A 12,571-nucleotide genomic window follows, 5' to 3' on the forward strand; every position below is an offset into this window, starting at 1 on the left:
ACGTCATACAATGCACATTATAGATTGTGCTAAATTAGGTAGTGATGTTATGACAGGACCACTTTCAGCAATAAAAGGGTTATTAAAACACCCATTAACAGATATTGGTTTGGCTAAATTTTTGGAAGACTATAAAAAAGGAAATCAATAGTTAATTTTTGTAAAACCGTTACTTTACTCAAATTATAACAATAATATAATTAAAACTATTAGAGGAAAGTACTAGGTAAATAAATTTAACGTTTTTTATAACCATTTAACATCAATTGTATTACTTTTATATTAGAAAGCTAAAGAACTGTAAAAAGGTGTCTAAATAGGTGTCTAGTCATAAAAACAACAACATAACTTATTGAAATATAAATAGTTGTGTTTGTTGTTCTGAGGCTGTCATCCCGACAATCTAAAATGGAAGCCTTGTTTAGAAAGTTTACTCTCTTTAGCAAGGTTTTTACTTTAATTTGATATAAACGCGGCGTAAAGAGATGATAGCTCCATTTTACACACCAACTTTTCTGTATTTAGATGGCGAATGCTTTTTTATAAACTTAAACTGTCTGTTAAAATTCGAAATATTATTGAATCCAGATTGTTCTGCAATATAAGCTATCGATAAATCTTGGTTTTTAATTAAAAGTTTGCAAGCATTTTCAATGCGTAATTCGTTTAAAAATTGAAAATAGGTTTTATTAGTTCTTTTTTTAAAGTACTTGCAAAATGCATTTTTGGTCATGTTTGCAACGTCGGCAATGGTTTGTAATGAGATATCTTTTTCAAAATGGTTCATAGTATATTCAAATATATTTCGCATTCTTTCTCCTTCATTATCAGTATACTTTTTATTGTATTGAAAGGACGATAAATTTACGGACTTTGCGTAAGTACATATTTTTAAAATTTCTAGAAGAATAATAAACCTCTCTAGCTTCGAAACTTTGTGGAGTTTTGAAAAATAGTCAGCAAGTAATTTATTTCTTGATAAAACTTTAAACCCGTGAATGGCTTTTTTAAAAAGGGGTTTAATTTCCTTTAATTCTTCTAAATAAAAAAAATGATCTCCGAATGACGATTCAGTAAAAAAGAGAGAAAGCATATATGATTGTTCAGAAGCATTTAAATCACTTTTAAATACATGAGGTAAATTACCTCCAATTACCAAAACATCACCTTTTTTATAGTAGTTAACGCGATCACCTACCAGCAAAGTACCTTCACCTTCCACAACAAAACTTATTTGAATTTCTTCATGTTGATGCAACTTATCGTAAAATTTAATGTCTTTGTCAACTTGAAAAATTAAAGAATCTGAATCTGGTTTTGGTATTTTAAATGGCAATACTTTCATTTATATTATGCATATAATATTCAAAAATTTGTTAAATATACTATTAAAGGATAATATTTCATAAATATTGGATAATCATTCATTATTTCTGAAAGTTATTTACTTGTAATTTTGAAGAATTAAATTGCAAGACTATGAGTATGATATGGAATGGCGTAATGCCTGCGGTTACAACACAATTTACAGCTAATGATGAATTGGACCTAGAAATGTTCAAAATCCATATTAAAGCACAATTAGATGCTGGAGTCCATGGTATAGTTTTAGGGGGTACACTTGGTGAAGCTAGTACATTAACCGACGAAGAAAGGCGTATTTTAACACGTGAAGCCGTTAAATTTGTAAATGGGAAAGTGCCTGTATTAATGAATATTGCAGAACAAACCACTAAAGCTGCAATTAATTTAGCTAAAGTTGCCCAAGAAGATGGTGCTAAAGGTTTAATGATGTTACCACCTATGCGTTATAAGGCGAGCGACGAAGAAGTTGTTGAGTATTTTAAAGCTGTTGCAAATAGTACATCATTACCAATTATGATTTACAACAACCCTGTAGATTATAAAATAGAGGTGACTTTAGATATGTTTGAGGAACTTATAGATGCCTGTCCAAACATACAAGCAGTAAAAGAATCTACCAGAGATACTACAAATATCACCAGAATTAAAAACCGTTTTGGAAATAGGTTAGCCATTTTAACAGGTGTAGACACGCTGGCTCTAGAAAGTTTACTTATAGGTGCAGATGGTTGGGTAGCTGGTTTAGTGGATGCATTTCCCGCAGAAACCGTAGCTATTTACGAATTGCAAAAAGCCGGCAGAATAAAAGAAGCAATAGAAATTTATCGTTGGTTTATGCCTTTGTTAGAGTTAGATATAAACCCTAAATTAGTACAGTACATAAAGTTAGCATCGGTTTACACCAAAATTGGTTCTGAATATGTAAGAGCACCACGATTGGTTTTAAGAGGCAAGGAGCGCAAGAAAATTACTAAAATAATTGAAGACGCCATTGCGATAAGACCAACGTTACCAGAATATAAAAATTTAAATAATTAGGGTGTTCCCACGCGTAGCGTGGTCTGGCTTTCGGCGCTCACTTCCCAATAAATATTGTGAGAGCTCAAACAACTGCCTTAATCCCTAACACAAAAAAAACTATGATTACAGGAAAAAACTATATAGGAAATCAACTATCTGCAAAAGGAAGCAAAACATATAAAACGTTTAATCCGCAATTAAATAGTGAAAATAAGCACGTTTTTACTGAAGCAACCACCGTAGAAATTCAAGAAGCACTCAGTTTAGCTACGTCAGCATATAAAAAGTTTAAAGATGTCTCAGGACAAGATAAAGCGGAGTTTCTAAATGCCATTGCCGACGAAATTTTAACTTTAGATGATGCGCTTATAAAAGCCTATTGCGAAGAATCAGGATTACCAGAAGGTCGTGCGAAGGGCGAACGTGGGCGTACCGTTTTTCAGTTGCATATGTTTGCTGACTTAGTAAAAGAGGGCTCTTGGGTTGAAGCATGTATAGATACTGCTGTTCAAAATAGAGAACCAGCACCAAAACCCGATTTACGAAAAATGCTAATTCCTCTTGGTCCAGTAGTTGTTTTTGGAGCAAGTAATTTCCCTTTAGCTTATTCAACTGCAGGAGGCGATACAGCAGCAGCTTTAGCAGCGGGTTGCCCTGTTATTGTAAAATCACACCCTATGCATGCTGGAACTGGTGAGTTGGTAGCATCTGCAATTATTAAAGCAGCAGAAAAAACTGGAATGCCCAACGGAGTATTTTCAAACTTGAACAGTAGCGGTATTGAAGTTGGGTCACAATTAGTAAAGCACCCGCAAGTTAAGGCGGTTGGCTTTACTGGTAGCATAAAAGGCGGTCGTGCATTATATGATTTAGCTTCACAGCGCAATGAACCTATTCCAGTATTTGCTGAAATGGGAAGTATAAATCCCGTTATTATTTTGCCCGAAGCTTTAAAAGTACGCTTGGAGTCTATTGCTAAAACCTATGCTAGCTCTATTACATTAGGTACAGGTCAGTTTTGTACAAACCCAGGACTTATATTGGGTATAAAAGGAGAATCCTTAGATAAATTTATTAAAAATTTATCCGATGAGATTTTAAAAATTGAACCTACTTGCATGTTGCATTCAAATATTGCTCATGCCTTCGAAAAAAATAAAAGTAAAGCCTTATCTGAAAGCAAGGTACAGGTTGCGGCGAATTATGATTCTGATGTACCAGCAAATTATGCTAAACAAACGATTGCAACGGTTAATGGTCAAGTGTTTTTAGAAAATCCAACATTGCATCATGAGGTTTTCGGACCTTATTCTATAGTAGTTCAATGTGATAACGAAGTACAACTTAAAGATATAATTTCTAAACTTGAAGGCCAATTAACAGGTACTATGATTGCTGAAGAAAGTGAAACCTCTAAATATTCTGAAGTTATTTCAGCATTACAAAATAGAGTTGGACGACTTATATATAATGGTGTTCCAACAGGTGTGGAGGTGTGCCCTTCCATGACTCATGGAGGTCCATATCCAGCATCTACGGATAGTCGTTTTACAGCAGTCGGGATTCATTCTATAAAGCGTTGGGTACGACCGTTTAGTTATCAAGATTGGCCAAATTCAATGTTACCAAATGCTCTTAAAAATGAGAACCCTTTAAAAATTACAAGACTGATAAACAATAAACAAACCAAAGGCAGTTTATGAAATATCTGTTAATTAAGACCAATTAAAATAATGGTGATTAGAAATTATTATGACTTAAAAAATAAATATTTACAGATGAAATTTATAAAATTTATTCCTTTATGCTGTTTATGTTTAGTAATTAGCTGCGGAAAAGATAAACATAAAACTGAGTCATCTAGATTAGAAGCTATTATTGATAATTATCACGATCATAAAGGCTATGACGAAGAATTATATCCCTTGGGTATTTTTACAAAAGAATATTACAAAGCAGAGGCTGAATATGCTCAAGAAACTTTAAGCAAACTATCGAAAATAAACTCTGATTATCTAAGTGAAACACACCAAATTTCCGTTGAGCTTTTAAAATTTGTACTTCAGGACAAAATAGATTTTTATGAGTTTGAAAGGTATTTAAATCCCATTTTATCCGATGCTGGATTTCATAGTAATTTAACATACCAAGTAAGACCACTTACGAATTATCAACAAGTTAAAGATTATATTAATACACTTAATGCAATTCCAGAGTTTGTAGATCAACACTTTTCAAATTTGCGAGAAGGTTTAGAAAAAGGGGGCTCGCAACCAGTAGTTATTTTTAAAGGATATGAGTCTACTTATGATAATAATATCGTCGAAAATTATGAGGAAAGCTTTTATTATTCCCCATTTAAGGATTTGCCGAGTGATTTGTCTGAGTTTCAAAAGGATTCGGTGCTTGCAGTAGCTAAGGAGCTTATTGAACAAAAAGTAACGCCTCAGTTTAAGCGCATTAAAACATTCTTTGAAACCGAATATTTCCCAAAAACAAGACGAACTCTTGGTGTTTTTGAAACGCCTAATGGCAAAGCTTTTTACCAAAATAGGATTAATTTTTATACAACTAGCAGTGAATATACGGCTGAAGATATCCATCAAATAGGATTAAAAGAAGTGGCGCGTATAAAATCAGAAATGGAAAAAATTATAAAAGAATTAAATTTCGAAGGTAGTTTTGAAGATTTCTTTAAGTTTTTAAGAACGGATGCGCAATTCTTTGCAAAAACACCTGAAGAATTATTAATGATTGCGCGTGATATATCAAAACGTGCAGATGCGCAATTACCAAGATTTTTTAAAACGTTACCCAGAAAACCGTATGGAGTAGCACCTGTTCCCGATGCCATTGCACCTAAATATACTAGTGGACGATATATTGGAACTAAAAAAGAAAGCACAGATCCGGGGTATTATTGGGTAAACACTTACGATTTACCAAGTAGAACCTTATACACGTTACCAGCTTTAACGGTTCATGAAGCCGTTCCAGGACATCATTTACAAGGTAGCTTAAACAATGAGTTGGGTGATAGTATTCCAAAGTTTAGAAAAAACCTGTACTTATCCGCCTATGGAGAAGGCTGGGGTTTATATTCAGAATTTTTAGCCGATGAAATGGGTATGTATAGAACTCCTTATGAAAAATTTGGACAATTAACTTATGAGATGTGGCGTGCCTGTCGTTTAGTAGTTGATACGGGGATTCATGCCAAAGGATGGACTAGAGAGCAAGTTGTAAACTATATGGCGTCCAATACGGCTTTGTCGTTGCATGAAATTAATACCGAAACAGATCGTTATATTTCATGGCCAGGTCAAGCATTATCGTATAAAATGGGTGAGCTTAAAATTAGGGAATTACGAAAGCTTGCAGAAGCGAAATTAGGTTCAAAATTTGATATTAGAACATTCCACGAAGTTATTCTTGAACAAGGTACCGTGACATTGTCAATTCTAGAAAATCGAGTTCAAAATTATATTGAAAGAGTAAAAAATGAATAAGAGTACATTTGTTTGTATTGATGCGCATACTTGCGGGAATCCAGTAAGGGTTATAACTGAAGGAGGTCCAAAGCTTTTCGGTAAGAATATGAGTGAAAAGCGTCAGCATTTTTTAAAAGAATATGATTGGATTCGGAAGGGCTTGATGTTTGAACCTCGTGGACATGATATGATGAGCGGTAGTATTTTATATCCACCTCATAATCCTGAAAACGACTTTGCTATTCTGTTTATTGAAACTTCTGGATGTTTACCTATGTGTGGACATGGAACTATTGGAACCATAACAATAGCGATTGAAGAGGGTTTGGTAACTCCGAAAATACCTGGAAAAATAAAGATGGAAGCTCCTGCTGGTTTAGTAAATATTGAATACCAACAAACAGGAAATAAAGTAGATTGGGTAAAACTAACTAACGTTAAAAGTTATTTGGCTGCTGAAGAATTAACGGTTGAATGCCCCGAATTAGGTGAGATATTTTTTGATGTTGCCTATGGCGGTAACTTTTATGCAATTATTGATCCACAGAAAAATTTTGAAGGCATTCATGCGTTTTCGGCTTCAAAAATTGTTCAGTATTCACAAGTTATTAGGGAACGAATTAATGAGAAGTATTTAAATATGTTTGTACACCCAGAGAATGACTCTATCAGAGATGTAAGCCATTTGTTGTGGACAGGTAATACTATAGATCCAACATCATCAGGCAGGAACGCTGTTTTTTATGGTGATAAAGCTATTGACAGAAGTCCTTGCGGAACAGGAACTTCGGCACGTTTGGCTCAGTTATATTTTAAGGGTAAATTAAAAAACGGAGAACCTTATATTCACGAAAGTTTTATTGGTAGTAAATTTATTGGTTGTGTAGAGGAGGTAACCGAATTAAATGGAAAACCAGCTATTATTCCTAGTATTAAAGGTTGGGCAAAAATTTATGGACACAATACCATTACAATTGATGAAGATGATCCTTATGCTTACGGTTTTCAGGTAATTTAATATGAGTAAAAAAGTAATTGTTATAGGTGGCGGAATTATAGGATTATGTTCTGCATACTATCTTCAAAAAGAAGGACATCAAGTTATTATAGTTGACCAATCTAATCTTGATTCAGGAGCTTCTTATGTTAATGCGGGCTATTTATCACCCAGTCATATTATTCCTTTATCGGCACCAGGAGTTATGAGGAAAGGATTTAAATGGATGTTTAACCCTTCTAGTCCTCTCTATATAAAGCCTCGATTGAATATCGATTTTTTAAAATGGGTATGGGCTTTCAATAAATCTTGCTCCCAAAAGCACGTAAATAAAGCTATTCCGGTAATAAAAGATATTTCTGTATGGAGTCAAGATTTATATGACGATATAAAGCATAATGAACATTTTTCATTTCATTATGAGAAAAAGGGTTTGCTCATGTTGTGCCAAACGGATAAAATGCTTGAGGAAGAAATAAAAACGGCTCATTTGGCAAAACGGGAAGGCCTTGAGGCTACAGAAATAAGTTTATCTGAACTTAAAAAAATAGAACCTAAAGTTAATATAGATGTAAAAGGAGCTATTTATTTTAAATGTGATTCACACAGTACGCCACATGAATTTATGAAAGAGATGAAAGCATATCTAAAAGATGCAGGTGTTATTTTTTATACAAATGAAAAAGTTGAAGATATAGAAGTGACTAATAAAGCTATTGCTTCAATAAAAACAAATAAACAAGTTTTAAAAGCGGATGAGTTTGTACTGGCAGCAGGTTCGTGGAGCCCTATTTTGAGTAAAAAACTAGGTTTGAATCTTTTATTACAAGCAGGTAAGGGTTATCGAATAAATGTAGAAAGAGAAACGAATATTTCTATTCCAGCCATTTTATGCGAATCGAAAGTGGCAGTTACACCTATGAATGGATTTACACGTTTTGCAGGTACTATGGAAATTGCGGGTATTAGCCATGAAATTAATAAAGTTAGAGTGGATGCCATCGCCAAAGCCGCATCAAAATACTATCCTGAAATAAAAATAACTGATTCTGAAAAAGAACAGGCTCAATGTGGGTTACGACCTGTTTCACCAGATGGATTGCCATATATTGGCAAATCCTCAAAATGTAAAAACCTAACAATAGCAACGGGTCACGCAATGATGGGGTGGAGTATGGCTACAGCAACAGGTAAATTAGTTTCAGAGGTCATTTCAGAGACTAAAACTACACTAAACTTACAAACATTTAATCCAGACAGAAAGTTTTAATTAGTTATAATAACTCTCATTGAATTATTCTAAAGAGTGTCTTAACAGGTAAAATTATAAAAGGTTCAAATTAGTACTAATTTGAACCTTTTTTTGGTTGATTAATATGGTTGGTTTTTATTGTTGTCTTACACTACCTGACGAGCTATCACTCTTATTAACCTTTTCAGGGTTTCCGTAATATCTAACATCGCCGCCACTTGTAGCTTTGGCAGTTAACTCTTTTGAGGTATTTACCGTAATATCAGCACCACTCGTAGCTGTAACTTCACTCGATTCTGCAATTAAATCAGCTGCTTTAATATCACTACCACTAGTAGCTGAAGCTATTAATTTAGTGGTTTTGCCCGATAATCGCATATCGCTTCCGCTAGTTGACTTGCAATTTAAAACAGATGTGTTTACATCTAATTTCATATCGCTACCGCTTGTAGAAGTTAATTGTAAATTTTCTACACTTATAGTATTTGTAGAATAAACGTCGCTTCCACTGGTTGAAATGATACTTGAAATATCTTTAAAGCTTACCTTAACTTTTTTAGAAGAAGCTTTACCGATGTTTTTTTTGGTGTGAATTTTTAAAACACCATTTTCTATTTCAGTAAGAATCAAATCATGTAGGTTTTCATCAGCTTCAACAGTTAAACTCTCACTATCACTTTGCGTTAAGTAAACATCTAAACCTTCAGAAGCAGATATGGTACTAAAAGGCTCATTTAAGGTTCTGTTTTCTGTTATTACATCGCCGTTTCCTGTAACTCCCGAGTTAAGGTTAATATCAAAATTGCATGAAAAAAGCGTTAAGCTTAATACTGCGGCTACAATGAATTTAATTAGTGTTGTCATAATATTTTTGTTTTGATTGATTTTATTTGTAATTCAAATATCTTATAAATTGCGTTTGATGAATAACTTAAATATCTGAATTGTTGTTTTTTAATGATGAACTGTTAATTATCTGATTTTATTTCAATGCCGTTAGAATCGATATTCACTTTTACATCTTCGGATTTTGCTTTTAGGCCTTTTCCGTCAATTTTTAAGCTACCATCTTCTGACTTAACTTCAACACCTTCTTTATTGATTTTTAATCCAGGTGTATCAACGTTTACATTAAAGTCATCTTCAGGACAATCTAAACATTCGGCCTCATCAAACAGAATTTTCATGTAATGATTAGTGTTTTCTCTCGAAATAATATTGCCTTCATAATTTCTGTAATAAAGAAATGGTTTTGTACTGCTATTAAAATAAACCACACTGTTTTCAGGTAAATATAAAACCACGTCTACCTCTTGATCACTAAATTTATTTTCAGGGTTTGTTGTAAGATATGAATCCAATAATAACGTATTATTCCTAAAATCGAAATTGTAATTTATATTTTTAGCACGTTCTCTAGCAATTTCATAACTCCTACCATCTGCGCTTTTTTCAATAGCGATAGTTGCGACAGAATCTGTAGTAGATTTAACTCGGATATCTACATCTGATGAGTATATAGTTTTATTACCATCATCGTCATGCGCAAGTTTAAAACTATGATTGTTTCTGTAAAAGTTAGGGTTAAAATTGTCATTACCTACCATTCTAATGTTTAAGGTATCATTAGCCATAATAGGCAACTCTGTTTTTTCAATATAACTTTCATCAAAAGCATATTCACTAGCTTGTCTGATTCCTACTATAATTAATGATATAATTGATATTAACCATATACCTAATAAGGTAAACTTTGCAATATTGCCTATGGATTTTAGGTTGTTTATTAAAATTTTTAAGCCTAAATAGAATAGGAAAAAGAACGGAATTCCTACGACAAAAAACGCTAATAAAGATATTAACCAAATAGGTGTGTTGCCTGCATTAGCAATATCAACTAAGTCTAAACCTGGAACATGAATAATGTCCGCAACTCCTACTGAAAACAGACCAATAATCAACCCAATTAAAGCTGATGCGCCAACGATGATAAGTATGATGCCAATAAATTTGGCAAATACTTTAAAGAAAAACATAATAATATCACCTATAGTATCAAAAAAAGTTCTTGAGGATGATTTTATACTATTAGCTCCTTTTTTTACATCGATACTTTTAGCTGCACTTGATACTGATTCTGAAACATTTTTTGCTACATCGCTAACCGTTTCAGTAACGTTTTCTAAGCTATCTTTTATTTTTTTTTCAATGTTACTAATGTTCACTGGCTCACCAGTCATCATTATTTTTTCGGCAGTGGTTTTGGCTTCGGGTACTAATATCCAAAGCAAAATGTAAAGTAAAATACCTGTACCTGCTCCAAAAATTAAAAGAATCCAAGCTAAACGAATCCATATGGCGTCAATACCAAAATAATGCGCTAAACCAGACGAAACACCACCTACATAAGAATTGTCGGTATCCCTAAAAAGTTTTCTGTTGGATGTAGATGAGGATGATTTTTTTGAATACGATGCATTTGGCTCATCTTCAAATATTTCGTCATCAACTAAGTAGTCTTCGGGTTGTCCCATAATAGAGATAACTTCATCTACTTCCTTTATACGTATAACTTGTTTGTCGTTTTCTACACGCTCGCTAAAAAGTTCTGCAATACGAGCTTCTATATCTGCTATAATTTCAGATCGACCTTGAGAGTCAGTGAATGAACGTTTTATAGCCTCAAGATAGCGCTGCAATTTTAAGTATGCATCTTCATCTATATGAAAAAATATACCTGCTAAATTTATGTTGACTGTTTTATTCATTTTTTTGTTGTTTTTTGGCTTGTTACTATTGTTACTGCATTGTGTAATTCACTCCAAGTTGTATTCAATTCTTTTAAAAACAGCTTACCTGTTTCTGTTAAACCATAATATTTTCTTGGAGGTCCCGAGGTCGATTCTTCCCATCGGTAATTTAAAAGACCTGCATTTTTAAGTCGTGTAAGTAGCGGATAAATGGTTCCTTCTACTACTAGCAACTTAGCGTCTTTAAGTGTGTCTAAAATTTCTGCTACATACGCATCTTCATCTTTTAAGACCGAGAGTATGCAGAATTCTAAAACGCCTTTACGCATTTGTGCTTTTGTGTTTTCTATCTTCATAGTGTCATTCGTTTAATGTGGTGAAACTGTTCATTTTTTGATTGATTTGATTGATGATTATTGATGAAATTCTTATTGTCTTGTCATTTCGAGTGATTCTGATTTTTATCAGAATTGTATCAAGAAATGGGCGTTACACTATCGGGTCGGGCTTTTATTCATGCTTTATTATTTTATATTTTTGAATTCATGAACATAAATGTTACGCTATATCTTTTTCTTGTTCCTTAAAAAAGGATGTCGCTTCAATCCCTAACGCATATTTTAAACATTACTATTATTTTAAAAAATTAATGGTTAATGGGTATTTATAAACTTCACCATCCCTCGCTTTTAAACTGGCTATTACAATTAAAACCAATTCAATAATAAAGGCTAAAATGGCAAAAGCACCAAGTATACCACCTATATATAGTAATGGTGATGGCTTGCCAATATTTATGCTAAAATTTTCAAAACCATGAAAATCTATAAAGTCAATACCGTTAAAAATTTTAAAAATGAAAACCGGAATAGTTAAGGTTCCAATAATAATGGCGTAGAGCAAAATACTCATTTGAAAATTTATTACCTGCTTTCCATTAGCATCTATAAACTCCGATTTGTCTTTATTTGCAACCCATAATATAATAGGACCTATAAAGTTTCCAAACGGAATAAAAAACCTACTAAATGTAGAAAGGTGAATAAAAGTGGCAATGTTTTTTTGATGATTGTCTAACATGATTTTTTTCGATTGATTTAAAACATATAATAGTTTCTTATACAAATATATGTCTAAAAACAGGTACTTTGTTACACATAGTACTAAAAATTAACATATATTTAACATTTTAAGATGAAAGATTATTTCATAACTTAGTCAAAAAATTAACCAGTAACAATGAAAATAACTCCCAGAAAACTTAACACTTTTACTATTTTTAAATTACCATCAGCTTATTTCTGTGGTGTAAGAACTAAACATATTGATGATAGCAAATGTATTGTTACAGTAAAGCATAAATGGATAAACCAAAATCCATTTAAATCTATGTTTTGGGCAGTTCAAGGTATGGCTGCGGAGTTTTCAACAGGCGCTTTAATGATGAGCAAAATTAAAGAATCAGGAAAACGTATATCAATGTTGGTAACTACTAACAACGCAACATTTACAAAAAAGGCAACAGGCAGAATTACTTTTACGTGTAATGACGGACACTTAATTGACGAAGCCATAAAAAAAACCATAGAAACTGGTGAAGGACAAACTTTGTGGATGCAATCTGTAGGAGTAAACGAAGAAGGTGTTGTGGTTTCTACCTTTAATTTTGAATGGAGTATAAAGAAGAAAAGTTAGC

Annotated in this window: 11 protein-coding genes and 1 pseudogene; 7 read left to right on the forward strand and 5 right to left on the reverse strand. The window is 33.0% G+C overall.

The features are described from left to right. Positions 1 to 151, forward strand: a pseudogene (locus L3X39_RS11455) (fructose-6-phosphate aldolase); the annotation flags it as partial. Positions 152 to 499: 348 nt separating this feature from the next. Here L3X39_RS11455 and L3X39_RS11460 read toward each other — a convergent pair. Then, complete coding sequence (locus tag L3X39_RS11460; protein WP_237231927.1) at positions 500 to 1,345, reverse strand: AraC family transcriptional regulator; 846 nt, start codon at positions 1,343 to 1,345, stop codon at positions 500 to 502. A 134-nt stretch (positions 1,346 to 1,479) separates the two neighbouring features. Between L3X39_RS11460 and L3X39_RS11465 the strand changes: the two genes are divergently transcribed. From L3X39_RS11465 to L3X39_RS11485, 5 genes are all read left to right on the forward strand, one after another. After that, complete coding sequence (locus L3X39_RS11465) at positions 1,480 to 2,403, forward strand: dihydrodipicolinate synthase family protein (RefSeq protein ID WP_237231928.1); 924 nt, start codon at positions 1,480 to 1,482, stop codon at positions 2,401 to 2,403. Between the two features lie 101 nt (positions 2,404 to 2,504). After that, complete coding sequence (locus L3X39_RS11470) at positions 2,505 to 4,088, forward strand: aldehyde dehydrogenase (NADP(+)) (RefSeq protein ID WP_237231929.1); 1,584 nt, start codon at positions 2,505 to 2,507, stop codon at positions 4,086 to 4,088. Between the two features lie 75 nt (positions 4,089 to 4,163). After that, on the forward strand, positions 4,164 to 5,894 hold the full coding sequence (locus L3X39_RS11475; protein ID WP_237231930.1) for a DUF885 domain-containing protein: 1,731 nt from the start codon (positions 4,164 to 4,166) through the stop codon (positions 5,892 to 5,894). Next, a complete protein-coding gene (locus tag L3X39_RS11480; RefSeq protein WP_237231931.1) occupies positions 5,887 to 6,894 on the forward strand; it encodes a 4-hydroxyproline epimerase in 1,008 nt (335 codons plus the stop codon). Before L3X39_RS11475 ends, L3X39_RS11480 begins: the two co-directional genes overlap by 8 nt. A 1-nt stretch (position 6,895) precedes the next feature. Then, on the forward strand, positions 6,896 to 8,143 hold the full coding sequence (locus L3X39_RS11485) for an NAD(P)/FAD-dependent oxidoreductase (protein ID WP_237231932.1): 1,248 nt from the start codon (positions 6,896 to 6,898) through the stop codon (positions 8,141 to 8,143). 117 nt (positions 8,144 to 8,260) lie between these two features. Here L3X39_RS11485 and L3X39_RS11490 read toward each other — a convergent pair whose 3' ends face one another. The 4 genes from L3X39_RS11490 to L3X39_RS11505 all read right to left on the reverse strand — a co-directional run bounded on the left by L3X39_RS11490 (position 8,261) and on the right by L3X39_RS11505 (position 11,955). Then, positions 8,261 to 8,989: a head GIN domain-containing protein gene (locus tag L3X39_RS11490; protein WP_237231933.1), complete on the reverse strand. Its 729-nt coding sequence runs from the start codon at positions 8,987 to 8,989 to the stop codon at positions 8,261 to 8,263. A 104-nt stretch (positions 8,990 to 9,093) separates the two neighbouring features. Beyond that, a complete protein-coding gene (locus L3X39_RS11495) occupies positions 9,094 to 10,893 on the reverse strand; it encodes a PspC domain-containing protein (RefSeq protein ID WP_237231934.1) in 1,800 nt (599 codons plus the stop codon). Further along, positions 10,890 to 11,231, reverse strand: coding sequence for a PadR family transcriptional regulator (locus L3X39_RS11500; RefSeq protein WP_072402494.1), 342 nt, complete (start codon positions 11,229 to 11,231; stop codon positions 10,890 to 10,892). Before L3X39_RS11500 ends, L3X39_RS11495 begins: the two co-directional genes overlap by 4 nt. Before the next feature lie 277 nt (positions 11,232 to 11,508). Beyond that, positions 11,509 to 11,955, reverse strand: a complete 447-nt coding sequence (locus L3X39_RS11505; RefSeq protein WP_237231935.1) for a DUF4870 domain-containing protein — start codon at positions 11,953 to 11,955, stop codon at positions 11,509 to 11,511. A gap of 159 nt (positions 11,956 to 12,114) precedes the next feature. On the opposite strand from L3X39_RS11505, the gene L3X39_RS11510 reads away from it, so the two are divergent. After that, the gene (locus L3X39_RS11510; RefSeq protein ID WP_237231936.1) at positions 12,115 to 12,570 is read left to right on the forward strand and encodes a DUF4442 domain-containing protein; all 456 of its coding nucleotides are present in this window, start codon (positions 12,115 to 12,117) and stop codon (positions 12,568 to 12,570) included. Position 12,571: the final 1 nt, after the last annotated feature.

Source organism: Flaviramulus multivorans (assembly GCF_021728415.1).
In the GTDB taxonomy this organism is placed as follows: domain Bacteria; phylum Bacteroidota; class Bacteroidia; order Flavobacteriales; family Flavobacteriaceae; genus Sabulilitoribacter; species Sabulilitoribacter multivorans.